The following is a 23,196-nucleotide window of genomic DNA, read 5'->3' on the forward strand; positions in this document are numbered from 1 at the left end:
CAGCCTGGCAGTCGAACCGCCGCCGAAAATCTCAACCCCGCCTTAGTAACGATCGCCACCGCGAGGGAGGCATGCCAAAGGCGCGACCGAAGGCGCGGGTCATGTGGCTCTGGTCGGCGAATCCCGCCGAGAGCGCCGCTTCGCTCAGGCTGATGCCGGTGGCGATGCACTGCCTGGCGAGATCCAGCCGACGTAGCGTGAGGTAGCGATAGGGGCTGGTGCCGAACAGCGCGCGAAAGTCGCGGGAGAGCGTCCAGCGCTCTTGGCCGGAGATCGACTCGAGATCGTCCAGCGTCACGACCTCTTGAGTGCGGGTATCGAGATAGTCCCGAACCCGGCTCGCCGCGCGGTAGTCGGGTGTCGTTCGCAAACGGGCGATCCGGGTATCGCTGTTGGCTTCCAGCACGGCGGCCAGGTCGGCAATGCCGTTCTCCTCCTCAAGCGCATCCAGAGGCGCCCCGACCGAGGTCAGGAGAAAGCGGACGGCGTCCCTCAATCGCGGGTCCGTCGACAGGCCGCCGGCAATGTGGGGCAGGGTCCTGCCGCCCAGCGCGGTCTGGATCAGCGCCGGGGCGATGTAGAGCATGCGGTAGTGAAACCCGCGCTCGTCGCCGGCGTGGCCATCGTGAGCCTCGTCCGGGTGGAGCACCATGACGGTGCCGGGCAGGCTGTGCCGATAGTCGCGCCGGTAGTGGAAGCTCTGCACCCCATCCAGCGTGATGCCGATGGCGAAGGTGTCGTGGCGGTGGGTGTCGTAGGCATGACCCTGAAAGCGCGCCTCCAGACGCTCGATACGAGAAGGCGAAGCCATGATGCACCAGTCGGCACTGTTATCGGCCATGGCGATTCCTGTCATAGCAGCGGTACGACAACGTAATCGAAGAACATCATCACTGCGACCACGACGAGCAGCATCGCCATGATCCGGTTGCAGAGACGAAAGTATCTCGGTTGATGGATCTGCTTGCCAACGATCTTGCCAACCCAGAAGTAGAGCGCGGGAGCGCCACCGCCGCCCAGCGCGATGAGCGCCGAACAGCCGATCAACGCTGTGCCGGTGATTCCTCGGCCCGGGAACATCACCGTAGTGATCGGGATGACGACGAGTGAGTTCTTCGGGTTGAGCAGTTGCATGAAGAATCCATTGGCGAAGCTCAACCGCCCTGAACGTAGACTTTCCCGATCCCCGGCCGCCGACGGGGTCGAGGTGAATAACTTGAACGCCAGGTAGAGAATATAGGCGCTGCCGGCCAGCGCGATGTAGGGGACCAGGTCCCGGACAATCAGGATTTGGCCCGCGAAACCGATCACGGCGAACCAGCAGAAGATCGCCAGTGCCACGCCGGCGAAGAACCCCCACGTCTTCCTGAGCGAAGCGCTCAGCCCCTCGTTCAAACTCAGCAGGTTCACCGGGCCGGGCGTGTACATCACGGTGAACGCGTACAAAACGATCTCCATCTCTCTGCCTCATCGATGATCAGTTCCGGTTGGGTCGATAGGCTAGAGCGTTGAAGGCGGCGAATCTTGAACGATCCTGCAGCGGACGTTTCTCGCCTTGTGGCAGTCTGCAGTCCGTTGATAAGGATCGTTTCTCGATGGCGCTGGAGGCATCACCAGTCCCGCTCCGACTTCGCTGCCTGGGTGCGAATTCGTCATGCCGTGATCCCCCGACGGGGACGGCTCGAAATGATTACACTGCGAGGATCGATCTGCCGAGAGGGATTCCATGCACTTATACGTCGTGCGGCACGGGGAAACCTGGGCCAATGTCGAACAACGTTACCTTGGAGCCCTTGATCCAGAACTGACCGTTCTGGGTCGGCAGCAGGCCGAGGCGCTTGGTGGGCGATTGCCGGAAGCACTCGACGTCATCATTGTTTCACCGAAGCTGAGGGCCAGGGAAACGGCCATGATCCTCAATGAGGAGCGAGGGCTTCCCGTCGAGATAATGGACTGCTTCCGAGAGCGAAGCGTTGGCGTTTTCGAAGGGCTGACTCAAGCCGAGGCGAGGGAGAGATACCAGGGGCTCTGGGCCAGGAACATCACTCGCCAATGGGATGCCGCGCCGGATGGCGGTGAGTCAATTCATGAGATTGTGGCGCGAGTTCGCGGCGGCTTGTCCGAGCTGGCATCGAGATATCCCACGAACAATATCTTGCTCGTGGCACACGGTGTCGTTGCCAAGGTGATCCGGGCACTGTCCAAGGGCGATTTCTCGGATTTCTACGACTGGAAGCTCTCGAACGGCAGCATGCTGGCCCTGGAGAATTTCTCGATGACGGTTTCCGATACTGATGCGCTAGGGATCTCGCTGCCGCAATCGTGACGTGTCGTGGTGGTCAAAGCCCGGTACGGCGAAACCCGAATGCAAGGCGTGGAATGTTATGACTCATGAGCCGCATCGAATGTTATTACGCTATCTCGCGACATTGAGCGAGGCTGAGCGTCTTTCGATACCCGCGATAGGCGCCGAGCATTTTTGTGATAACGAAGTCGATGCCAATGCCTGCGCGCATCTTGTCGCCACAGGCATCAAGCGAGCGAGCTGCGGGTTGCTGAAGTCTTATCAGGTCGAGGGGGAGGACTTGCCTGTGGCTGGCAAGTTGACCGTTGTCCTTGATTGGCGCCAGTGGCCAGTGTGTATCGTCAGGACGACGGACGTCCAGATCGCGCCCTTCGATCGAGTTCCGGAGGAGTTTGCCTATCTCGAAGGGGAAGGCGACAGAACCTATGAAGAATGGAGGCGGGCTCATATCCAGTTCTTCGAAAGAGAAGCCGAACGGCTCGGCGATACATTTAACTTCGATAGCGCCGTGGTCTTGGAGCGCTTCGAAAAAGTCTTCCCCTGAGGCGGGCAATTCGGCATTGGTCAAATTGCCAGCCCGCGAGGCGCGGCGCACACTCTCTGTCCAATCGGCCATTCGGTCCTCCGCCTGCAGGGATGCGTCTTCAATGTCGAAACGCTCTTGAATCTCGAAACGATTTTTATCATCGCCTTTGCCTATCTGGTGGCGGCCTTCGTCAAGGGCGCCACTGGCCTCGGCTTCTCGACCTCCGCGCTGCCCATCCTGGCGCTGGGCCTGGGGCTGAAGTCGGGGATGCCGCTGGTGATCATCCCCTCGCTGGTCAGCAATCTCATCGTGATGCGGCAGGCGGGGCACTTCGGCGAGACGCTGCGGCGCTTCTGGCCGATGTTCCTCGTGACCATTCCCGGCCTGCTGCTCGGTCTCGCCGTGCTGGATCTCATCGATAGTCTCGTGGCCGGCGCGATACTCGGCGTCGTGCTGATCGTCTACGGGGCGTTCACGCTGTTTCGCCCCGGGCGGCCGTTATCGGATCGGTTGGGGCGCAAGCTGGCACCGTTCTCGGGATTCCTGACCGGGCTGGTGAATGGCACGACCGGATCGCAGGTGATGCCGATTCTGCCGTTCCTGCTGGCGCTGCGGCTCGATCCCAAGCGGTTCATCCAGGCGATCAATATCTCCTTCACGCTGTCGAGCCTGATCATGGCGCTGGGGCTGGCGAAGCTCGGTTTGATGACGGCGGATTCGATCTGGATTTCGCTGGCCGGGCTGGTGCCGGTCTACGTCGGCACCCGGCTTGGCGGGGCCGTGCGCCAGCGCATGGGCGCCGAATCCTTCCGCAAGGTGGTCCTCATGATGCTGATCGTCTTCGGCGTGGTGCTGGTCGGCAAGACCGCGCTGGGGTAATTCGCGCAGTGCGAGGGGCTGCCGCGCCGGATGGACCGGCGGCGGCAGCGCGGTTGCAGTGCTCGGCTAGTTTTTCAGCGTTGCGTCTCGGCTCTGGATCAGGTTCGAGTAGTGGGGCAGGTGATTGGCAAGAATGCCGCCGAAGCCCTCGATGTCGTTACGCCAGTCGCGGTGCAGTTCGCCGGCGACCGAGAACCAGTTCATCAACTGCACGCCGGCCTGGGACATGCGGCTCCAAGCGGCGTCGCGCACGGTCGTGTTGAAGGTGCCGGAAGCATCGGTGACGACGAAGACCTCGTAGCCTGCTTCGCGCGCGGCCAGGGCCGGGAAGGCGACGCAGACATCGGTGACCACGCCGGCGATCAACAGCTGCTTCTTGCCGGTATCCTTGACGGCCTGGACGAACTCCTCGTTGTCCCAGGCGTTGATCTGGCCGGGGCGGGCGATATAGGCCGCACCGGGGAACTTCGCCTTCAGTTCCGGCACCAGCGGGCCGTTGGGGCCATCCTCGAAGCTGGTGGTCAGGATCGTTGGCAGGTCGAAGAACTCGGCGATATCGGCAAGCGCCATCACGTTGTTCTTGAACTCGTCGGGACCGAAGTCGCGAACCAGCGACAGCAGGCCGGCCTGGTGATCGATCATCAGTACGGCGACATCGTTCTTGTCGAGTCTCTGGTAGGAATAGGCCATCACGCATCTCCTTCTTTTGGGAAGCGGCGGGATATCGGCGTCGATATCCCGCGAGTTATCGGGCGCTCCCGAGAGCGCCCGAATCCTTTACGCCGTGGCGCCGAACTTTCCGGCCTGGAACTGGCGGATCGACTCTTCGATCTCCTCGTTCGAATTCATGACGAACGGTCCGTAACCGACGACGGGTTCCGCGATCGGCTCACCGGTCAGCACCAGCAGCTTGGCGTCGTTGTTGGCCTCGACCACGATCTCGCGGCCTTCGCGTGCGAACAGGGCGAGCTCGGCATCGCGGACGATCTTGGTGCCGTTGAGCTGCACGGTGCCGCTGAGCACGACGATCATCGTGGTGTGGCCCTCCGGCACGTCGAGCGTGGTGGCGCCGCCCTGGTTCAGACGCAGGTCCCAGACGTTGACCGGGCTGAACGTTCGCGCCGGGCCGCGCTTCCCGGCGGCTTCACCGGCAATCACCGCCAACTGTCCCGCGCCTTCTGCCAGTTCGAGGCGGGGGATCTCGGCGGCCTTCAGCGACTGATACGCCGGGGGCGCCGACTTGTCCGCGGCCGCCAGGTTCACCCACAGCTGGACCACTTCGAAGCGCCCGCCACGCGCGGTGAACGCCGGGGAGTGGAACTCCTCGTGGACGATGCCGCTGCCGGCCGTCATCCACTGGACATCGCCCGGGCCGATGACGCCGCCGCTGCCGGTGGAGTCACGATGCTCGACTTCGCCCTCGTAGACGATGGTCACCGTCTCGAAGCCGCGATGGGGATGGGCCCCGACTCCGCGTGGCTTGACTGCCGGCTTGAACTCTTTCGGCCCGGCGTAATCGAGCATCAGAAACGGCGTGACGTGATGCGCGCCCAGGCGTTCGTAGGTGAATAGCGAGCGCACGGGAAAGCCGTTGCCGACCCAGTGGGCTCGAGGCGCGGAGTAGATACCGGTGATGTTTTTCATCCTGACCTCCCGTTTTTCGATGATTCCTCGGGCGATGCGTCACCCATCATCCGGCCGTGTCGAAGGCAGGAGGCGATGGGCTGAATCGATAGGTCGAATTTACAGGTAGGACATTCGAGTGATTAGCGGGGTAAAATCCAACGCAGCGTCTCACTCATGGAACGATCATATGCAGGATCTCAACGACCTCTATTACTTCGTCCAGGTGGTGGAGCATGGCGGCTTCGCACCGGCGAGCCGGGCGATCGGGGTGCCGAAGTCCAAGCTGAGCCGGCGCGTGGCCGAACTCGAGGCTCGCATCGGCGTGCGCCTGATCCACCGCACCACGCGCAGCCTCACCGTCACCGACCTGGGACGGGCGTACTACGACCACTGCGCCGCCATGGTGGTGGAGGCCGAGGCGGCCCAAGAGACCATCGACCGCTCGATCTCCGAACCTCAGGGGCTGGTGCGGATGAGCTGCCCGCCGGGGCTGCTCTGCTTCATCGTGGGGGACTTGCTCACCGCGTTCATGGCGAGGCATCCGCTGGTTCGGGTCGAGCTGGAGGCGAGTGGCCGGCGCGTGGACGTGGTCCGCGAGGGGTTCGATCTGGCGATCCGGGTGAGATTCCCGCCCATCGAGGACAGCGATCTCAGCCAGCGCGTGCTCTCCCGCAGCCCGCAGCGCCTGATGGCGTCGCCCGCGCTGTTCGAGCGTTTCGCCCGCCCGGCGGTGCCGGGGGACCTCCACGGCTTGCCGTCGCTCGACTGGGAGCGGCCGGGCACAGGCCATACCTGGTGCCTCGAAGGGCCGGATGGGGTGAGCACGCTGATCGATCATCGCCCGCGACTGGTGACCGACGACATGGTCACCCTGCGCCGCGCGGCCCTGGCGGGCCTGGGGGTCGTGCAACTGCCGATGCTGGTGGCGGGGCCGGATATCGCCGAGGGCAGGCTCGTGGATGTGCTACCGAGCTGGGTGCCCCGCGATGGCGTGGTCCAGGCGATCTTCCCGTCGCGCCGTGGCCTGCTGCCGGCCGTGCGCCAGTTGATCGACTTCCTGACCGACAACTTCGGCCAGGAGGATGTCACCACGCGGATTTTAGCGTCGGCACAGCCCGGGGATGGCGCCGGGCGCTGAGCCGACTCGTCGTCAGCGCTTCAGGAACTCGATGACCAGGCGGGCGATCTCTTCCGGCCGGTCCTCGGGTGAAAAGTGACCGCACCCCTCGAGGACGCTGAGATCCGACCCCGGTATGTCGGCGTGCAGCCGATGGGCGTAATCGACGCTCTGCCAGGCGTCCTCCGCGCCCCAGATCAGCTTGACCGGCATTCTCCCGAGCTCCGGCAGCCGGGCGGCGACCTCCATGGTGTGCTTCGGGTCGTAGTGGCGTATCTGATGCTGGAACAGGCTGGCCTGGCCGATGGGCCCGCTGATGAAGTCGAGGTAGGTCGCGAGCGCGGATGCCTCGAGGCGCTGCGTGTCGTGGACCGCGGTCAACAGCCATTCCTGGAAGTGCGCGCGGTGTTCGTCCTCGGGTACCTTGATCAGTCGCTCCAGCCCCGCGGCCATCTGCTGGCGGGTCCTGGGCGAGGGATAGCTGTCGTAGCTGACGACATCGATCAGTGTCAGCGACCGCAAGCGTTGCGGGTGAAACACGCCGAGGCGCTGGGCGATGCCGCCGCCGAAGTCGTGGGCCACGATATGTGCCGCCTCCAGCCCCCAGTGGCCCATCAGGGCCTCCAGCACTGGGACCTGGGCCGAGATCGAGGTATCGATCGATGGGTCCCGGGGGCGCTCGGAGTGGCCGTAACCCAGCAGGTCGAAGAGATGGACGCGATAGCCGGCCTCGACCAGCCGGGGCAGGACGTTACGCCAGATCAGGGAGGAGGAGGGCGTGCCGTGCAGCAGCACGATGGGCTCGCCCTGTCCGTAGACCCCGTGGGCGATACGCTGGCCATCAATCAATACATTGTCGGTCGCGATCGGGTTCATGGTTCGGCTCCGCATTGGGTGGGTGTCGATAAGCTTGCGAAAACTTCTCGCATGACACAAATGCGTTATATGATGAAAACAATCTGTTTTTGTCATGATGTGGGTCGCCGCTATCGTAGCCTGGACCCGCAGGTCGAGGAGCGGAAAACGTGAGCGCGAGGCTGGAGCTAGGAGCGCTGCAGGCGCTGGCAGCGATCGTGGAGACGGGCGGGATCACGCGGGCGGCGCAGTCGTTGGCGCTGTCTCAGTCGGCGATCTCCCACAAGATCCGCCGGCTGGAGATGGCGATCGGCTGCGAGCTGCTGACTAGGCGCAGCGGGGCGAGTCTGTTGACCCCGGAAGGCGAGAAGCTGCTGGGCTATGCCCGGCGCATTCTGGATCTTCACGACGAGGCGGTCTCCTCCCTGGGAACGGAGCCGTTGCGCGGAACGGTTCGGCTCGGCGTGACCGAGGATACGACCAGCAGCGGCGTGGCCCGTATCCTGGGGCGATTTGCCCGACGGCATCCGGACGTCGCGGTACGGACCCACGTCGGCCAGAGTCTCGCCCTGGAGGGGCAGCTCGACCGTGGCGAGATCGACGTCGGCTTCATGCAGGTGTTCGAACATCGCCAGCGAGCGTCCGATACGGTCGTCGCCAGGGAGCCACTGCACTGGGTGAAGTCCCGGGACTGGAGCCTGGACATGACCCGTGCGATTCCGTTCGTCGCCTTCGATGACGACTGTTTCTATCGTCAGTGGGCGATGGAGGCGGGGCAGGCGAACTCCCCGGGACTGACGACCGTCATGACCTGCGCGAGCATTGCCGGCGTGAAGTCGGCGGTGCTCTCGGGGTTGGGCGTGACGCTGTTGAACCGCCGCCATGTGACACCGGAGATGGAGGTGGTGCAGGCGCCGTTTCCCGAGCCGCCGCCGATCGTCTATCTCCTCCGCACCGGGCGACAGCGTCACTCGAGTGCGGTTCGCGGCCTGGTCAGCGCGATAACCGAAGAGGTGGAGACGCCCGCGGTTCCGGGGTGAGGTGGTTACGACTGGCGAGCCGGGCGGCGGGGGAAAGCCGGGTAGCGATGTGCTGGAAAATGAGGACGTTAGGCCGAGATGGCAAGATTTTCGTCTTACGACCAACACACCTGTTGACTATCCGTCCATGACGGCGCAGACTGGCGATCAGTTGGTTAGCAAGTCGCATATTGTCAGTTGCACTCGAATCATTCGGTAGCCTGGTTATATCCCCTTGTTTTACCCACTACATCGGGTAGCACCCGGCAATCGTAATTACGCGCTAAGCGCATAAGGAATTCGGAACATGGCAACTGGCACAGTTAAGTGGTTCAACGACACTAAAGGCTTTGGCTTCATTTCTCCGGCAGACGGTGGCGACGACCTGTTCGCACACTTCTCCGAGATCCAAGCCGACGGCTTCAAGTCTCTGCAGGACGGTCAGGAAGTTTCTTTCGACGTCACTCAGGGCAAAAAAGGTCTTCAGGCTGCTAACATCAAGCCGCTCTAAGACTTTCGGTAGATCCATCGCCCTAGCGCGATAGAGATTCCAGCACCAAGGCCCGCTAACGCGGGCCTTGGTGTTTTTGCGTGTCCGAATTGATTCTCGCGACCCAGTGGGTTCGAGGATGGCCTCGCTTGGTCAGGCGGGATTCGTGGAGCGCATTGAGATAGGGCTTCGGCGACACACCTCGGCCGCGTCAGCGACCGGGGTGTATTTCGTTAGGTAGGTCCGGCTTTCGATTCAGCTCTGGCGACGCGATGTCACGCTGCCAAAGCGACGCTTGAACTGTGCGGCACGGCCTTCGGTGCCGACCTCGCGCTGCTTGCCGGTGTAGAACGGGTGGGACGCGGAGGAGATATCGAGGTGGACGAGGGGGTAGGTGTTGCCATCTTCCCACTCGATGGTCTCGTCGGAGGTCATGGTCGAGCCAATCTTGAAGTATTGGTTGACGCTGGTGTCGTGGAAGATCACCTGACGATATTCGGGGTGGATGCCGGCTTTCATGGACTTCTCCGTTCGGTTGATTTTGTAATGTTATTACATTTCTCGAGAGTGAGGCAATTGGCTGCGTCACGGGGACGCATCGCCCGCTGCGCCTGTGCGAAACATGGCGGGATCCGCTATCATCGCCTTTCCCTCGCCGGCCAGACGCTCTCTCCATGCACAATCTCTACATCCCCGTCGTTGCCATCCTGCTGGCATTCGCCATCATCTTCGGCGGGCAGGCCCTGTCGGACAGCCAGGTCGATGACGACATCAAGTCCCTGATCGCGAGCCAACGGGGTGGCGATGACGAGATCGAGCTGCAGGCAACGAGAGAGATCCAGAAGGGGTACGGCGTTTGCGGCGAGTATCGTGTGGCCGGCCCGGACCAATCTTTCTCGCCGTTCTACTACAGCAAGGTCAACGAGCGCGTGACGCTGGGCGCCGAATCCGAGCGGTATCGGCGCCACTGCGGCAACTGAACGGCAGGTTCAAATCTGCTGAAATCGTTCGATGCGCTCCCGGATGGCGTTCTCGGGGCCGATGAGATCCAACAGGTCCGATTCGGTCAGGCCGATATGCTGATGACCGCGAGCGATCGAGGTGTAGTTTTCCCCCTCCCGAATCGCCTCTTCGACCAGTAGCGAAAGCTCCTTGCGATCATCAAGCGAGGCGGGGTCGTAGTTCTGGCGCGCACGCTGGAACTGGTTGGCCTGTTCCCTGCGACAGCGCTGCAGCAGACTCTCGGTGATGAACGGTGTGCTTTTCATGGACCTTACCCCATCGGCGGCTAATTTCCCCTTGAGATTAGAACCGTTTCGAAGGCCGTCACCATTGGCATTTTGGTGTAGAGCGCCCTCATGCGCGCTCCCGCCGGACTTCGCTAGACTGGTTCCATTGCCCATCCATTCCCGGGCAAGGGGGAAGCCTCATGCCATACCGGTTGAAAGCGCGTGAAGAGATCGAGTCCGGTGTTCGGCGTATTGCCACGGAACAGGTCGATCGTGCCAAGAGGGCACTGGCCGACGAGCATCCGGCCAGCGCGATACACGAGTTGCGCCAGCGCTGCAAAAAGGTTCGTGCCCTGCTGAGGATGGTCAGGCCGGCGCTGGGAAAGCGCTACGCACGCGAGAATCGTCGCTTTCGTGACCTGGCTCGAGAAGTGGCCGCTGATCGCGATGACCAGGTGCTGGTGAAGACTTTCGATGCGCTGCTCGCGCAGGTCGACGAGCGCATCGATCGTCGTCACTACGCGGCGATCCGACGCAAGCTCGATCTGCGTCGCCAGCACTCCTTCGAGCAGGAGAGATCGCCCGATCTGGGCGCCCTCGATGCCCGCTTGCTTGAGGCGCGCGAGGCGATCGCCCTGTGGCGTCTCGACCGTTCCGGCTTCGCCGCTATCGCCGGTGGCTGGCGGCAGAGCTATGAGCAGGGGCGCGAGGCGCTGACTCGGGCGCGCGAGGAGCCGACGACGGCGGTGCTTCACGAATGGCGCAAGCACGTGAAGTATCACCGGCACCACTGCAGCCTGCTGCGTGAGTCATGGCCTCGCGCGTTGGAGACGCGCGCCGAGGAGGGCCATCGACTGTCGGACATGCTGGGTGACGACCATGATCTGGCCATGCTGGCCGAGCGTTTGAATGGAGAGGAGATGTTCAGCGTCGATGCGACCCGGCGAGCGCAGCTCGTTGGCTGGATCGAACATCGCCGGTCGAATCTCCGTTCTCAAGCGCTGCCACTGGGACGGCGGTTGTTCGCCGAGCCGGGAAAGCCGGTTCGCAAGCGGATGGCCCGCTACTGGGATATCGCCACCGATCGTTGAGGCGTTACGGACGACGCGAGGAAAGGCGAGTACTTTCGCAGGTGCCTGATGCGCCCATTAGCGACGTCGAATTTGCGGTATTAGACCAAGGTCGGTAGTGTGGCGCGCTTCATGCCCAAAGAATCCTCCCTCTGATATGACCTCCGACACCAACGTGCCATCGACGCAGGGTGGCCGTTTTGGCGATCCCGTCGTGCTTGTTCTGACCATTGGCTTCATCCTGATCTTTCTGGCGGCATCGGCGATGGCGCCGGATACCGTCGCCCGAGTGATCGGTATCGGCTTCACCTGGTCGGCCAGAACCTTCGGCAGCCTGTTCCAGTGGCTGATGCTGCTGACCTTCTTCATCGCCATCGGCGTGGCGCTCTCCCCGGCCGGGCGGGCGCGAATCGGGTCCCAGGAGCGGCCCGACATGAGTACCTTCCGGTGGGTGTCGATCATTCTATGCACGCTGTTGGCGGGGGGCGGCGTCTTCTTTGCCGCCGGTGAGCCGATCTATCACTTCGTGGTCACGCCGCCGGCTTTCGACTCCCAGCCCGGCACCGCCGACGCCGTACCCAATGCCTTGGCCCAGGCCTTCTTCCATTGGGGATTCACCGGCTGGGCGATTCTCGGCACCTTGCCGGTCGCGATCCTCTCGCACCAGCATTACCAGCGCGGCATGCCGCTTCAGCCACGAACGCTGCTGGCACCGGTACTCGGTGACCGCCTGGTGCGCGGCTTCCTCGGTGGCGTGGTCGACGCCATCTGCGCGATCGCCGTCACCGCAGGCACGGTCGGGCCGCTGGGTTTCCTGGCGACCCAGGTCAGCTTCGGTCTCCACGACCTGTTCGGCTTTCCGCGCGGCTATGACGTGCAGTTGGGGATCCTGGCGGCGTTGGGGGCGATCTACGTGACGTCGGCGGTGACCGGTATCGACCGTGGCATTCAGGTGCTGAGTCGCCTGAACGTCATTCTGGCCATGGTGATCGGTGCCATCATTCTGCTGTTCGGGCCGACCCAGTTTCTGGTCGATAGCTGGTTCCAGGGCTTCGGCACCTATCTCGGCCACTTCTTCGAGATGTCGACCATGACCACGGTGACGGCCTCGCCGAGCTGGATGAAGTGGTGGACGGTCTTCTTCTTCGCCTGGTTCGTCGGCTTCGCACCGCCCATGGCGATCTTCGTCACCCGGATCTCCCGCGGGCGCACGGTGCGCGAGATGATCATCGCTACGGCGGTCATGGCGCCGGTGGTCACCACCGTCTGGTTCACCTTGCTGGGCGGTTCCGGCATCTTCTACGAGCTTCAGGGCGCGATCGATCTCAGCCAGCCACTGCAGAACTTCCAGTTCGACGTAGCGACGTTGACCGTGGCCCAGGCGCTGCCGGGAGGTGTCTGGATGGCGCTGGCCGTGCTGGTGCTGACCACGGTGTTCGTGGCGACGACCGGGGACTCGATGAGCTATGCCGTATCCGTCGTCTGTGCCGGCAACGATAATCCCGGCTCGGCGTTACGGGCGTTCTGGGGGATCGTCTTCGCGCTGATGGCGGCGATTCTGCTGGGCATGGGCGAGGGGCAGGTCAGTGTGCTCCAGCAGTTCCTGGTGATCCCCGCCGTGCCTGTGGCGATGCTGCTGGTGCCGACATTGTGGCACGGGCCCAAGGCGGCCTATGCGATGGCCAGGGCGCAAGGCGTGCTGGACGACTCGCCAACGACTCGCCCGATGCCCTGAAGCCGGGCCGATCCCCCAACGACGACGCCCCCGACGGATTGCTCCGTCGGGGGCGTTGCCATTTTACCGCGGCACTTTGCCATGGCTGTCATGGCGGCGGCGCGGTCCTATCGCCATTGGCTCAGACGGCGACGGTTTGATCCGCCGAGCGAGTCTCCAGACGGCCCTGGCTGCCGTTGATCGGGATCTGGCGCGGGCGCTGCTCTTCCGGCACCACCCGCAGCAGGTCGACGATCAGCAGCCCGTTCTCGAGCCGGGCGCCCTGGACCTCGATATTCTCGTCGAGGCGGAACGACAGCTTGAAGGCGCGCTGAGCAATACCCTGGTGCAGGTACTGCACCTTGTCGTCCTGCTGGCGATCGCCCTTGCCGGCGGTGATCGTGAGCACACGCTTCTCGACGTTGACGTCGAGTTCCTGCTCGGCAAATCCGGCCGTGGCCACGGCGATGCGGTAGTCGTTCTCGCCATACTTCTCGACGTTGTAGGGCGGATAGCTGGGCACGTCGTTCTGCATCGCGGTCTCGAACAGATCGTTGAGCCGGTCGAAGCCGATGGAACGGCGGAACAGCGGAGAGAGAGACATCGTATTCATGGTGCAACCTCCTGAATGACAGCGAAGTCTTGGGGCCCGGGCCCATCCCGGGTCACCGCTCGCGGACCCGCTTGGCGGCGTCCGCTGCCGAGGGGATGACGCATGCAAGATGCCGTCTGCCAATCGGCTCCCTCTCGACATTATGTTAAATAGGGTCGCCCAAGCGGCTTTCAAGAGGGGAGTGCATCACGTGGCGAGATTTTTTCATTTCCGGCCCTGAGCCCCGGCATCAGCGGCCTCGGCGGTACCCGGAGCAGAAAATGGTGGCGATCGGACGGCTTTCAAGAGGGGGGACGAGAAAGGAAGTGAGTGCGCGAAAGCGGTTATGGGCGCATGCCTGAGCCAGCCCAGCGACCGCGGCTGAATGCCCCCCGCTGGCGCGTGCTCGGCTCGCGAAGGGCGAGCCGAGCACGCAGGCTTAGCCCAGCAGTTGCCCGGCGATGCGCAGGCCGGCGACCCAGGTGGCGATGGCGGAACCCAGGCTCGAGAGCAGGAAGACCAGTAGGGTGCGGGCGACCCGATTGCGCCACCAGCCGCGCCAGTGGCTGACATCGCTGCGCAGCCGCGAGAAGTCGCCGACGGTGGGGCGGCGCAGGTAGAGTTCCACGCCGGCGGTGACGAAGCCGACGCCGATGGTCGGGTTGAGCGAGGTGAGCGGGGCGCCGACGAAGGCGGCGGCGATCGTCAGCGGATGACCCAGGGCGATCAGCGCCCCCAGCGCCGAGAAGCTGCCGTTGATCAGCACCCATTCGCCCACCAGCGACCAGCCGAAGGCGGTATCGCGGCTGAAGCCGATGGCGAAGCCGGTCAGCACCAGGGCGACGATCACCCACGGTATCGCTTTCCACCAGCGCGCGCGGGGCGCGGTCGACTCCAGATTGGCGCGCTCCTGGATCACGCTGTCCAGCTCGGGCGGACGCTGGTTCAGGGTTTCGAGGTGGGCCTTCATGCCCTTGAGGTGGCCGGCACCGATCACCACCAGCACGCGCTGGGTTCCACCCTCCGGCAGTTCCTCCACCAGCCTGAGCGCCATGTAGCGGTCACGCTCGGTGATCAGGGGTTCGTACAACGACTGGGACTGCTCGGCGAATTCGGCGAAGGTGGACTCGAGCACGTCACCCTGCTTGAGCTTCTCGATCTCCTCGCTGGAGACCTTCTGACGCGACAGCACGCTGCCGAGCAGACCGGATATCAGGCTGAAGCGCTTGTACCACGGTACGTTCTGGTAGATGCGCTTGAGGGTGACGCCGATCTCGCGATCGATCAGGTAGAGCGGCAGGCCGGCCCGTTGGGTCTCCTTGACCGCCGTGCGCATCTCCGCACCGGGTTCGATCCCCGACTGCTCCGCCACCCGTTGCTGGAAGGCGCCGAGCGCGAGGCTGGCGGCAACCATGCCGGCCTTGCCCTGCTTGAGAACCTGGAACAGGTCGAGCTTGGCCATGGCGTTGGGCTGGACCAGGCTCTGATGGCGCGAGGTGCAGAGCTCGATCGCGACGGCATCGAACTCGCCGGAGCGGATCAGCTCGCGCACCTCGTCGGCGCTGGCCTGGGAAACGTGGGCAGTGCCCAGCAGGGTCAGATGGTGGGCGGCGAGATCCACGGTCTCGCGAGGTCCGGCGGCGTTGTCGGGCATCAAGGGGGCAATCCAAGGCTTTAGGAAGAGAGTTGCCCCATATTGCACGTCACGTCGCCGATTCCAAGCCGTTGACAGCGAAAAACGTCAGTCGCGGCCAACGGCGGCCCTGCTCGACGGTCGATCACTCGCCGGCGAGGCGCTCCTGGGCACGCGGTGAACGGCACGCGGCGGCGGTGAACAGCACGTCGGTGGAGGAGTTGAGTGCGGTTTCGGTGGAGTCCTGGATCACGCTGATGACGAAGCCGATCGCTACCACCTGCATGGCGACGTCCGCCGAGATCCCGAACAGGCTGGCCGCCATCGGTATCAGCAGCAGCGAGCCGCCGGCGACGCCGGAGACGCCGCAGGCCGCCAGCGCCGAAACGACACAGAGCAGCAGCGCAGTAGCGAAATCCACGTCGATTCCCAGGGTGTTGGCGGCCGCCAGTGTCATCACCGTGATGGTGACCGCGGCGCCTGACATGTTGATCGTGGCGCCCAGCGGGATCGAGACGGAGTAGGTGTCGGCGTGCAGGTCGAGGCGCTTGCACAACTCCATGTTGACCGGAATGTTGGCCGCGCTGCTGCGGGTGAAGAAGGCGGTGATGGCGCTGCCGCGCAGGCAGGTGAAGACCAGCGGGTACGGGTTGCGGCGGGTGTAGAGGAACACGATCAGCGGATTGCTCACCAGTGCCACGAAGGCCATGCAGCCCAGCAGTACCGCGAGCAGTTGGGCGTAGTCGGCCAGCGCGCTCATGCCGGTGGAGGCGAAGGTGTTGGCGACCAGTCCGAAGATGCCCAGCGGGGCCAGCCGGATCACCCAGCGAACCAGACCGGAAACCGCATCCGAGAGATCGGCCAGCGACCGCCGCGTGGTATCGCTGGCGCGACGCAGCAGCAGACCGAGCCCGACGGCCCAGGCCAGGATGCCGATGAAGTTGGCATCGGTCAGGGCGTGGATGGGATTGTCCACCGCGCTCATGGCCAGGTTACGCAGGATCTCGGCGACGCCGGTCGGTGGCGTGCCATCGGCCCGTGGGGCGTCGATGATCAACGAGGTCGGGAACAGGAAGCTCGCCGCCACCGCGATCAGCGCGGCAGCCAGCGTGCCGGTCAGGTAGAGCATCAGGACGCCGCGCACCTGGGTCGGTTGGCCACGCTGGTGGCTGGCGATGGCCGCCATCACCAGCACGAAGACCAGCACCGGGGCGACGGCCTTGAGCGCGCCGATGAACAGGTCGCCGAGGATGGCCACCGATGGCGCGATCGAGGGCGCCAGGGTGGCGAGGAGCAGGCCGGCCGCGATCCCGATCAGGATCTGGGGGATGAGCCCGATGCGGGGCAGAAGCGAGGACGCGGTGCGGGTGTCGGAACTGGCGGACATGACTCTCTCTTGGGTTGCCGAGGTGGCGGCGTGGCCGCGAAGGGCGGCATTCTACCACCGCTCTCCCGATCGAACTCGTCGAAAACCCTGTCTCCGGCTCAATCTTTAGTGTCATTCACCGATGACCGGCCGAACGGCTGGTGAAAAAGCGATTCGCTTCAGAAAAGCGGGAGACGTTGTTCGCGAATGGCCGATCAACGCCGCCAGAACGCCGGTGTGAACAGCACCAGAATGGTGAAGATCTCCAGTCTTCCCAGCATCATCGCCAGCACCAGGATCCACTTGGCGGCGCTGGGAATGCCGCCGTAGTCGGTCGAGACATCACCTAGCCCGGGACCCAAGTTGTTGAGCGCCGAGCCGATAGCCGACCATGCCGTCACCTGATCGAGGCCAGTGGCCAGCAGGGCCAGCAGCATCAACACGAACAGCATCATGTAGACGGAGAAGAAGCCCCAGACGGCTTCGGCGACGCCTTCGGAGATGCGCATCTTGCCGACCTTGACGGCAAACACGGCGTTGGGATGGATCAGCCGGTGAATCTCGCGGATTCCCTGCTTCAGAACCAGCAGAATGCGGATCACTTTCATGCCGCCGCCCGCCGACCCGGAGCAGGCGCCGACGAAGGCTGCCATGAACAGCATGATCGGCAGTACCCCCGGCCACAGGGTGAAATCGGCCACGCTGAAACCGGATGTCGTCGCGACCGAAACGGCTTCGAACAGCCCGTGTCGAATGCCGGTGGCGTCGTGATAGGTGCCGGTGGCGAACAGGGTGATGATGGTGATCGCGATCAGGATGCCGAGAAATGTGACGAAGAACCGGAACTCCGGGTCGCGGATGTACTGCAGCAGGCGCCGCTCCCGCCATACCGCGAAGTGCAGACCGAAACTGACCGAGGAGACGATCATGAAGAAGACGCAGATCATCTCGATGGTGGCACTATCGAAGTGCGAGATGCTGGCGTCGTAGGTGGAGAACCCGCCGACGGCCACGGTGGCGAAGCTGTGGCCGATGGCGTCGAACCAGTTCATGCCCGCTAGCCAGTAGGCCAGCGCGCAGACGACGGTCAGAATCACGTAGATGTACCACAGCGCCTTGGCCGTCTCGGTGATCCGCGGGGTCAGCTTGGAGTCTTTCAGCGGGCCGGGGATCTCGGTCCGATAGAGCTGCATGCCGCCGATGCCCAGTGTCGGCAGAATCGCCACCGCGAGTACCACGATCCCCATGCCGCCCAGCCACTGCAGCTGCTGGCGGTAGAAGCGGATCGAGGCGGGCAGGTGATCGATGCCGCTGAGCACGGTGGCGCCGGTGGTCGTGAGCCCGGAGAAGGATTCGAACACGGCATCGGTGAACGACATCGACGGCGCATCGGAAACCATGAACGGGATCGTGCCGAACAGCCCGAGCACGCTCCAGAACAGCACGGTGATGATGAAGCCGTCACGGGTACGCAGTTCGCGCTTGGCACGCCGATTGGGCCAGTAGAGCAGCGCGCCGGTGATGACCGAGATCGCCATGCCGGCGCCGAAGGCGTGCCAGTTGCCGTCGTGGAAGATTCGCGCGATGACCATCGGCGGCACCATGGTCAGGCTGAACAGCATCAGCAGCAGGCCGACGATGCGGAGAATGACCAGTAGGCTCACGCGGCGTCCCCCACCGGTCGGGACGGGCAGGCGGTGTCTGATGAATGGACCATCAGAAGAAGGTCAGGCCGACCTGGAACAGCCGCTCGACGTCACGGATGCGTCGCTTGTCGATCACGAACAGGATCAGGTGATCGCCGCTCTCGATCATGACATCGTCGTGGGCGATCAACACTTCCTTGCCGCGCACGATGGCGCCGATGCTGGTACCGCTGGGCAGATCGACCTCGCCGATGGTGCGCCCGACCACCCGGGAGGAGCGCTTGTCGCCGTGGGCGATCGCCTCGATCGCTTCGGCGGCGCCGCGGCGCAGCGAGTGGACGTTGACGATATCGCCACGGCGAACGTGGGTGAGCAGGCTGCCGATGGTGGTCTGCTGGGGCGAGATCGCGATGTCGATCTCGCCGCCCTGGACCAGGTCCACGTAAGCGGCATTGTTGATCAGGGTGAGTACCTTCTTGGCACCCAGACGCTTGGCCAGCATCGACGACATGATGTTGACTTCGTCGTCGTTGGTGAGCGCGCAGTAGATATCGCAGTCTTCGATGTTCTCCTCGAGCATCAGCCGCTTGCTGGTGGCGCTGCCGTGGAGCACCACGGTACGGTCGAGCTTCTCGGAGAGCGCGCCGCAGCGGTTGAGGTCATGTTCGATGATCTTGACCTGATGCTTGTGCTCCAGCGTCTCCGCCAGGCGCTCGCCGATGTTGCCGCCGCCGGCGATCAGCACGCGCCGGAAGTCGCGGTCGACCTTGCGCAACTCTCCCATCACGGTGCGGATATCGCGCCGCGCGGCGATGAAGAACACTTCGTCGTCGGCCTCGATGACGGTGTCGCCAGTAGGGATGATCGGCCGGTCGCGACGGTAGATCGCCGCCACGCGGGTATCGATATTGGGCATATGGCGACGCAGGAAGCCGAGTTCCTGGCCCACCAGCGGGCCGCCGTAGTAGGCCTTGACCGCTACCAGCTGGGCCAGGCCGCCGGCGAAATCGAGCACCTGCAGCGCCCCGGGGTACTCGATCAGCCGGCGGATGTGGTCGGTGACCACCTGCTCGGGACTGATCAGCACGTCCACCGGGATGGCGTCGTTGGAGAACAGGCTCTTGCGCGTCAGGTAGGCGGTGGAGCGTACGCGACCGATCTTGGTCGGCGTGCGAAACAGCGTGTGCGCCACCTGACAGGCGACCATGTTGATCTCGTCGGAACTGGTCACCGCGATCAGCATGTCGGCGTCTTCGCCACCGGCCTGACGCAGAATGTTGGGGTAGGACGCGGTACCGATCACCGTGCGGATGTCGAGACGATTCTGCAGCTCTCGCAGCCGCTCCTCGTTGATATCCACCACCGTGATGTCGTTCTCTTCATTGGCCAGGTGTTCTGCCAACGTACCGCCGACCTGACCGGCACCCAGAATAATAATTTTCATGCCAAACCATCACGGAAATACAGCGTACCGCCTACCAGTTTACCCGGCCCCGGAGGATCGGAGTGCAACCCGCCCGGCACCGAAATCAGCGCGTAGCATAACGAGCCGGGCCACCGATTGACAGGACCGCGGACGAGATCCCGCCCGCGATCATAGGCCGCGCCGATCAATCCAGCGAGACGCCGACCTTGATGGTCACCTGCCAGTGGGCCAGCTTGTCGTCCTCGAGATGGCCGCGCGTCTCGGTGACCTCGAACCAGCGCATGCCGTGCAGCGTCTTGCTGGCTTTCTGCAGCGCGTTCTGGACGGCGTCCTCGATGCTGGTGGGAGAAGAACCGGTCAGTTCGATCTGCTTGTAGACGTGGTCGCTCATGAGACAGCTCCTTGGTTGAGAAAGCCCCGGCGATCGCCGCCGGTGGCCGGAAGCCCCTGGAATCCATGGGGCATCGGGAAACTCCTCGGATTCCGGCAACGGCTCAGGCGTCGACGACCGTGATGCCCAGGGCCGAGAGCCGTTGCCGGGTGTCGTCGTCGGTTTCGAAGGTGACGGGACGCGTCAGCGGCCAGAGAAAATGGGTGTTGAAGCCCGCCGCTACCGCATCCTCGGCAGTCCATAGCACGCAGACGTCTCGGGCCAGGCCGCAGAGATAGACATCGGTGACGCGGCGGTCACGAAGCCAGCCGGCCAGCCCGGTGGCGGGACGGTGACCGTCGGGGCCGACGTTATTGCGAAACGCGCTGTAGGAGTCGATGCCGGGGTCGGTTCCCTTGCGGATGATCGCATCGCAGCACGACCAGTCGATGGCCGGGTGCAGCGCCGCGCCTTCGGTGCGCTGAATGCAGTGATCCGGCCATAGCGTCTGGGAGTGGCCGTAGAGGTCGATCGCCTCGAACGGCTGGTGAGGGGGATGGCTGGACGCGAACGAGACGTGCCTGGTCGGATGCCAGTCCTGGGTTGCCACCACGTGGGCGAAGGCGTGCTGGGACAGTAGCCACTCCAGTCCCAGCAGGATCTGGTCGCCCTCGGCGCAGGCCAGCGCGCCGCCTGGCATGAAGTCCGGCTGGACGTCGACGACGATCAGGGCGCTGTGAGGGGAGACGCCACCGAGCGCCAACCCGGCGGGCTGCGTCTCGGTGATCGGCGTCTCGCTGGTTTGCGTAGTATCGATGACCTCGTTGTCAGGCACGACGGGCGCTTCCCGAGTGGCGGATTCGTTGTCAGTATCGAAGGCGGGCGGGGATGTCGCAAGTGCACCATGCCCCGACGCAGCGTGGTGCAGATCGGGGCATCGTGCTGCCCCGCTGGCGTGGTGGTCGAGGCGAGTGGGCGGCGGAGGGGCGGTCAGGCGCGCTTGCGCAGCCGGGCGTAGAAGAAGCCGTCGTGGCCGGCCGGGGTGGGTAGCAGCTGCTGGCCATGGCCGCTCGGCCGGCCCCAGTCGAGCTCCCGGGGCATGTCGGCGTTGGCCTCCGGCGTGCGTGCCAGGAAGGCATCGATCTGGGCTTCGTTTTCCGCCGGCAGCACCGAGCAGGTGGCGTAGAGCAATACACCGCCCGGCGCGAGCTTGCTCCACAGCGTATCCAGCAGGCGCGATTGCAGCGCCGCCAGTTCGGCGATGTCGCTGTGGCGACGGGTCAGCTTGATATCCGGATGGCGCCGAATCACGCCGGTGCCGGAGCAGGGGGCGTCGAGCAGGATCGCGTCGAACGGCTGGCCGTCCCACCAGTCGCTATCCGCCTCTGCGCGGCCGGCATCGGCGGCATGAAGGCGGGCTTCCAGCCCCAGTCGCTGCAGCGTCGACGAGACCCGCTTCAGGCGGGTCGGGTCGATGTCCAGCGCGGTGAGCTCGGTGTCGAAACGTTCCAGCAGGTGGGCGCTCTTGCCGCCCGGGGCGCTGCAGGCATCGAGAACCCGCCTGGTGGTGTCGCCTGCCAGCGCCGGTGCCAGCAGGTCGGCGCACAGCTGGGCCGATTCGTCCTGGACGCTGACGTCGCCGTCGGCGAAGCCGGGCAGTTGGGACACGTCGCAGGCGGTGGTCAGTCGGACGCCATCTGCGGCGAATTCGCAGGGTAGTGCGTCGAGCCCGGCCGTCTCGAGCCGCTTCAGGTAAGCCTCGCGGGTGACGCGACGCCGGTTGACGCGCAGCGTCATCGGCCCCGCGTCGTTGTTGGCCGCGCAGATCGCACGCCAGTCGTCGGGCCAGGCGTCGCGAAACTCCAGCAGCAGCCAGGCGGGATGCCACAGGGCGACCGGCGCGTCCTTGTCCACCTTCGCCTGCAGGGCCACCGACTCGCGCTGGAACCGGCGCAGGCAGCCGTTGAGCACCTTCGTTGCCCACGCCTTGCCGAGCGCGCGCGCGGCGCCCGCCGTCTCGCTGACGGCGGCATGAGGCGGTACCCGCATGTGGAGGAGCTGGTACAGCCCGATCAGCAGCAGTGCCTGAATGTCGGTGTCGCGCTGCTTCATGGGCTGACGCAGCAGCTGGCCGGACAGGGCATCGAGGCGGGGATGGGCGCGGCAGACGCCGTAGCAGAGTGCCTTGACGAAGCCTCGATCGCGCTCCTTGATCACGCTGGCGGCGAGGTCGGCATCGAGACTGGAGAGCGACCCCTTGCCGTCGAGTACCGGTACCAGCAGTCGCGCGGCAAAGGCGCGGGTATCGCCAGGATTCATCGGTCGGCTTCCTTGGGCTGGCCCAGGCGCTGGCCGGGGCTGAGACGAGGGTGGTTGGCGTTGAGCAGGTCGCGGGCCGCGAGGGGCTTGCCACCCGGCATCTGCAGTCGGGTCACTCGCAGCACGTCGCGGCCGTCGACGCCGCAGGCGATTCGCAGTGCCTCGCCGTCCGGCGCCAGCAGTGTTCCAGACTCGGCATCTCCCTCGCCGGGTCCGGTATCCGGCACGGCGAACCATAGCCGCAACGGCTCGCCATCGAGCCGGGTCCAGGCCACTGGCCACGGATTGAAGGCGCGAATCCGGCGGGACAGTGCCGCCGCCGGCTGGCGGAAATCGAGCTCCGCTTCCGGCTTCGAGAGCTTGCTGGCGTAGGTGACGCCGGACGCCGGTTGCGGCGTGGGTCTCAGGCTGCCCTCGGCCAGCGCGTCGACGCCCTCGACCAGTGTCCGGCCGCCGAGCTCGGCAAGGCGGTCATGAAGATCGCCACCGGTGGTGGCGTCATCGATGGGCGTGCGTTCGATCAGCAGCATGTCGCCGGTATCGAGACCGGCATCCATCTGCATCAGGGTGATACCGCTCTCGCTGTCGCCGGCCTCGATGGCGCGCTGGATCGGCGCGGCGCCGCGCCAGCGCGGCAGCAACGAGGCGTGCACGTTGAGGCAGCCGAGCCGGGGCGTGTCGAGTACCGCCTGGGGCAGCAGCAGACCGTAGGCGACGACGATCATCACATCCGCCTCGAACTCGGCCAGCCGCCGCTGGGCCGCCTCGTCCTTGAGACTGAGCGGCTGCTCCACCGGCAGATCGTGTTGCTCGGCGAGACGCTTGACCGGGCTGGGCGTGAGCTTGCGGCCGCGCCCGGCGGGGCGATCCGGCTGGGTATAGACGCCGACTACCTGATGGCGGGAGGCGAGCAGCGCTTTCAGGCTCTCGGCGGCGAAGTCGGGCGTGCCGGCGAAGACGATCCGCAGCGACTGCCCTTCAACACGGTGACGCATTCGATAGGTTCCCGATGAG

The 23,196-nt window shown here is 64.6% G+C and carries 25 protein-coding genes; 9 read left to right on the top strand and 16 right to left on the bottom strand.

What is annotated here, in order from left to right; all coding sequences use genetic code 11:
* Positions 1-31 precede the first annotated feature (31 nt).
* Positions 32-841 carry an AraC family transcriptional regulator gene (locus tag DOM56_RS08135; protein WP_110708306.1) on the bottom strand — a complete coding sequence of 270 codons (810 nt, stop codon included), beginning with the start codon at positions 839-841 and terminating at the stop codon, positions 32-34.
* 11 nt (positions 842-852) lie between these two features.
* Positions 853-1,458 (bottom strand): LysE family transporter, encoded by a 606-nt coding sequence (locus DOM56_RS08140; RefSeq protein ID WP_110708307.1) that lies wholly within the window; start codon positions 1,456-1,458, stop codon positions 853-855.
* Positions 1,459-1,726: 268 nt separating this feature from the next.
* Here DOM56_RS08140 and DOM56_RS08145 point away from each other — a divergent pair, with 268 nt between their 5' ends.
* The 3 genes from DOM56_RS08145 to DOM56_RS08155 all read left to right on the top strand — a co-directional run bounded on the left by DOM56_RS08145 (position 1,727) and on the right by DOM56_RS08155 (position 3,710).
* Positions 1,727-2,326, top strand: coding sequence for a histidine phosphatase family protein (locus DOM56_RS08145; RefSeq protein WP_110708308.1), 600 nt, complete (start codon positions 1,727-1,729; stop codon positions 2,324-2,326).
* A 79-nt stretch (positions 2,327-2,405) separates the two neighbouring features.
* Complete coding sequence (locus tag DOM56_RS08150; protein ID WP_198655727.1) at positions 2,406-2,849, top strand: ASCH domain-containing protein; 444 nt, start codon at positions 2,406-2,408, stop codon at positions 2,847-2,849.
* 117 nt (positions 2,850-2,966) lie between these two features.
* Positions 2,967-3,710 carry a sulfite exporter TauE/SafE family protein gene (locus DOM56_RS08155; RefSeq protein WP_110708310.1) on the top strand — a complete coding sequence of 248 codons (744 nt, stop codon included), beginning with the start codon at positions 2,967-2,969 and terminating at the stop codon, positions 3,708-3,710.
* A 66-nt stretch (positions 3,711-3,776) separates the two neighbouring features.
* Here DOM56_RS08155 and ycaC read toward each other — a convergent pair whose 3' ends face one another.
* Both ycaC and DOM56_RS08165 read right to left on the bottom strand, forming a co-directional pair.
* Entirely contained in the window at positions 3,777-4,400 is a 624-nt protein-coding gene (gene ycaC, locus DOM56_RS08160; protein WP_110708311.1) for an isochorismate family cysteine hydrolase YcaC, read from the bottom strand.
* An 87-nt stretch (positions 4,401-4,487) separates the two neighbouring features.
* Positions 4,488-5,354 (bottom strand): pirin family protein, encoded by an 867-nt coding sequence (locus tag DOM56_RS08165; RefSeq protein WP_110708312.1) that lies wholly within the window; start codon positions 5,352-5,354, stop codon positions 4,488-4,490.
* Positions 5,355-5,523: 169 nt separating this feature from the next.
* Here DOM56_RS08165 and DOM56_RS08170 point away from each other — a divergent pair, with 169 nt between their 5' ends.
* Positions 5,524-6,474, top strand: coding sequence for a LysR substrate-binding domain-containing protein (locus DOM56_RS08170; RefSeq protein WP_110708313.1), 951 nt, complete (start codon positions 5,524-5,526; stop codon positions 6,472-6,474).
* 12 nt (positions 6,475-6,486) lie between these two features.
* On the opposite strand, the gene DOM56_RS08175 is transcribed toward DOM56_RS08170, so the two are convergent.
* A complete protein-coding gene (locus DOM56_RS08175) occupies positions 6,487-7,329 on the bottom strand; it encodes an alpha/beta hydrolase (RefSeq protein ID WP_110708314.1) in 843 nt (280 codons plus the stop codon).
* A 149-nt stretch (positions 7,330-7,478) separates the two neighbouring features.
* Between DOM56_RS08175 and DOM56_RS08180 the strand changes: the two genes are divergently transcribed.
* Both DOM56_RS08180 and DOM56_RS08185 read left to right on the top strand, forming a co-directional pair.
* Entirely contained in the window at positions 7,479-8,348 is an 870-nt protein-coding gene (locus DOM56_RS08180) for a LysR family transcriptional regulator (protein WP_110708315.1), read from the top strand.
* A 286-nt stretch (positions 8,349-8,634) separates the two neighbouring features.
* Positions 8,635-8,838, top strand: coding sequence for a cold-shock protein (locus DOM56_RS08185; RefSeq protein WP_071229947.1), 204 nt, complete (start codon positions 8,635-8,637; stop codon positions 8,836-8,838).
* A gap of 234 nt (positions 8,839-9,072) precedes the next feature.
* Here the strand turns inward: DOM56_RS08185 and DOM56_RS08190 are convergent, their stop codons facing one another.
* Positions 9,073-9,336, bottom strand: coding sequence for a type B 50S ribosomal protein L31 (locus DOM56_RS08190; protein WP_110598504.1), 264 nt, complete (start codon positions 9,334-9,336; stop codon positions 9,073-9,075).
* Between the two features lie 155 nt (positions 9,337-9,491).
* Here DOM56_RS08190 and DOM56_RS08195 point away from each other — a divergent pair, with 155 nt between their 5' ends.
* Complete coding sequence (locus DOM56_RS08195; protein WP_110708316.1) at positions 9,492-9,797, top strand: hypothetical protein; 306 nt, start codon at positions 9,492-9,494, stop codon at positions 9,795-9,797.
* A gap of 9 nt (positions 9,798-9,806) precedes the next feature.
* Here the strand turns inward: DOM56_RS08195 and DOM56_RS08200 are convergent, their stop codons facing one another.
* The gene (locus tag DOM56_RS08200) at positions 9,807-10,085 is read right to left on the bottom strand and encodes a hypothetical protein (protein WP_110708317.1); all 279 of its coding nucleotides are present in this window, start codon (positions 10,083-10,085) and stop codon (positions 9,807-9,809) included.
* A 161-nt stretch (positions 10,086-10,246) separates the two neighbouring features.
* Between DOM56_RS08200 and DOM56_RS08205 the strand changes: the two genes are divergently transcribed.
* Positions 10,247-11,137, top strand: coding sequence for a CHAD domain-containing protein (locus DOM56_RS08205; protein ID WP_110708318.1), 891 nt, complete (start codon positions 10,247-10,249; stop codon positions 11,135-11,137).
* A 136-nt stretch (positions 11,138-11,273) separates the two neighbouring features.
* The gene (locus DOM56_RS08210; protein WP_110708319.1) at positions 11,274-12,851 is read left to right on the top strand and encodes a BCCT family transporter; all 1,578 of its coding nucleotides are present in this window, start codon (positions 11,274-11,276) and stop codon (positions 12,849-12,851) included.
* A gap of 121 nt (positions 12,852-12,972) precedes the next feature.
* Here DOM56_RS08210 and DOM56_RS08215 read toward each other — a convergent pair whose 3' ends face one another.
* From DOM56_RS08215 to fmt, 9 genes are all read right to left on the bottom strand, one after another.
* Positions 12,973-13,443, bottom strand: coding sequence for an Hsp20 family protein (locus tag DOM56_RS08215; RefSeq protein ID WP_110708320.1), 471 nt, complete (start codon positions 13,441-13,443; stop codon positions 12,973-12,975).
* Positions 13,444-13,861: 418 nt separating this feature from the next.
* Positions 13,862-15,076, bottom strand: a complete 1,215-nt coding sequence (locus DOM56_RS08220; protein ID WP_110708321.1) for a TraB/GumN family protein — start codon at positions 15,074-15,076, stop codon at positions 13,862-13,864.
* Positions 15,077-15,200: 124 nt separating this feature from the next.
* The gene (gene sstT, locus DOM56_RS08225) at positions 15,201-16,442 is read right to left on the bottom strand and encodes a serine/threonine transporter SstT (RefSeq protein ID WP_110708322.1); all 1,242 of its coding nucleotides are present in this window, start codon (positions 16,440-16,442) and stop codon (positions 15,201-15,203) included.
* 194 nt (positions 16,443-16,636) lie between these two features.
* Entirely contained in the window at positions 16,637-18,085 is a 1,449-nt protein-coding gene (locus tag DOM56_RS08230) for a TrkH family potassium uptake protein (protein ID WP_110708323.1), read from the bottom strand.
* Positions 18,086-18,137: 52 nt separating this feature from the next.
* On the bottom strand, positions 18,138-19,511 hold the full coding sequence (trkA, locus tag DOM56_RS08235) for a Trk system potassium transporter TrkA (RefSeq protein WP_110598496.1): 1,374 nt from the start codon (positions 19,509-19,511) through the stop codon (positions 18,138-18,140).
* A gap of 166 nt (positions 19,512-19,677) precedes the next feature.
* Positions 19,678-19,884: a dodecin gene (locus tag DOM56_RS08240; RefSeq protein ID WP_110598495.1), complete on the bottom strand. Its 207-nt coding sequence runs from the start codon at positions 19,882-19,884 to the stop codon at positions 19,678-19,680.
* A gap of 103 nt (positions 19,885-19,987) precedes the next feature.
* A complete protein-coding gene (gene pncA / locus DOM56_RS08245) occupies positions 19,988-20,698 on the bottom strand; it encodes a bifunctional nicotinamidase/pyrazinamidase (RefSeq protein ID WP_232822229.1) in 711 nt (236 codons plus the stop codon).
* Positions 20,699-20,853: 155 nt separating this feature from the next.
* Positions 20,854-22,182 carry a 16S rRNA (cytosine(967)-C(5))-methyltransferase RsmB gene (rsmB, locus tag DOM56_RS08250; protein WP_110708324.1) on the bottom strand — a complete coding sequence of 443 codons (1,329 nt, stop codon included), beginning with the start codon at positions 22,180-22,182 and terminating at the stop codon, positions 20,854-20,856.
* Positions 22,179-23,177, bottom strand: coding sequence for a methionyl-tRNA formyltransferase (fmt, locus tag DOM56_RS08255; protein WP_110708325.1), 999 nt, complete (start codon positions 23,175-23,177; stop codon positions 22,179-22,181). The genes rsmB and fmt overlap by 4 nt, the downstream gene beginning before the upstream one ends.
* Between the last annotated feature and the right edge of the window lie 19 nt (positions 23,178-23,196).

Origin of the sequence: Salinicola sp. CR57 (assembly GCF_003206585.1) — a bacterium.
GTDB lineage: Bacteria > Pseudomonadota > Gammaproteobacteria > Pseudomonadales > Halomonadaceae > Salinicola > Salinicola lusitanus.

Bases quoted from the DNA above. Each gene is read 5' to 3' on its own strand.
- DOM56_RS08135 (WP_110708306.1), bottom strand. From the start codon at position 841: ATGGCCGATAACAGTGCCGACTGGTGCATCATGGCTTCGCCTTCTCGT.
- DOM56_RS08140 (WP_110708307.1), bottom strand. From the start codon at position 1,458: ATGGAGATCGTTTTGTACGCGTTCACCGTGATGTACACGCCCGGCCCG.
- DOM56_RS08145 (WP_110708308.1), top strand. From the start codon at position 1,727: ATGCACTTATACGTCGTGCGGCACGGGGAAACCTGGGCCAATGTCGAA.
- DOM56_RS08150 (WP_198655727.1), top strand. From the start codon at position 2,406: ATGTTATTACGCTATCTCGCGACATTGAGCGAGGCTGAGCGTCTTTCG.
- ycaC (WP_110708311.1), bottom strand. From the start codon at position 4,400: ATGGCCTATTCCTACCAGAGACTCGACAAGAACGATGTCGCCGTACTG.
- DOM56_RS08165 (WP_110708312.1), bottom strand. From the start codon at position 5,354: ATGAAAAACATCACCGGTATCTACTCCGCGCCTCGAGCCCACTGGGTC.
- DOM56_RS08170 (WP_110708313.1), top strand. From the start codon at position 5,524: ATGCAGGATCTCAACGACCTCTATTACTTCGTCCAGGTGGTGGAGCAT.
- DOM56_RS08175 (WP_110708314.1), bottom strand. From the start codon at position 7,329: ATGAACCCGATCGCGACCGACAATGTATTGATTGATGGCCAGCGTATC.
- DOM56_RS08185 (WP_071229947.1), top strand. From the start codon at position 8,635: ATGGCAACTGGCACAGTTAAGTGGTTCAACGACACTAAAGGCTTTGGC.
- DOM56_RS08190 (WP_110598504.1), bottom strand. From the start codon at position 9,336: ATGAAAGCCGGCATCCACCCCGAATATCGTCAGGTGATCTTCCACGAC.
- DOM56_RS08195 (WP_110708316.1), top strand. From the start codon at position 9,492: ATGCACAATCTCTACATCCCCGTCGTTGCCATCCTGCTGGCATTCGCC.
- DOM56_RS08200 (WP_110708317.1), bottom strand. From the start codon at position 10,085: ATGAAAAGCACACCGTTCATCACCGAGAGTCTGCTGCAGCGCTGTCGC.
- DOM56_RS08205 (WP_110708318.1), top strand. From the start codon at position 10,247: ATGCCATACCGGTTGAAAGCGCGTGAAGAGATCGAGTCCGGTGTTCGG.
- DOM56_RS08210 (WP_110708319.1), top strand. From the start codon at position 11,274: ATGACCTCCGACACCAACGTGCCATCGACGCAGGGTGGCCGTTTTGGC.
- DOM56_RS08215 (WP_110708320.1), bottom strand. From the start codon at position 13,443: ATGAATACGATGTCTCTCTCTCCGCTGTTCCGCCGTTCCATCGGCTTC.
- DOM56_RS08220 (WP_110708321.1), bottom strand. From the start codon at position 15,076: ATGCCCGACAACGCCGCCGGACCTCGCGAGACCGTGGATCTCGCCGCC.
- sstT (WP_110708322.1), bottom strand. From the start codon at position 16,442: ATGTCCGCCAGTTCCGACACCCGCACCGCGTCCTCGCTTCTGCCCCGC.
- trkA (WP_110598496.1), bottom strand. From the start codon at position 19,511: ATGAAAATTATTATTCTGGGTGCCGGTCAGGTCGGCGGTACGTTGGCA.
- DOM56_RS08240 (WP_110598495.1), bottom strand. From the start codon at position 19,884: ATGAGCGACCACGTCTACAAGCAGATCGAACTGACCGGTTCTTCTCCC.
- rsmB (WP_110708324.1), bottom strand. From the start codon at position 22,182: ATGAATCCTGGCGATACCCGCGCCTTTGCCGCGCGACTGCTGGTACCG.
- fmt (WP_110708325.1), bottom strand. From the start codon at position 23,177: ATGCGTCACCGTGTTGAAGGGCAGTCGCTGCGGATCGTCTTCGCCGGC.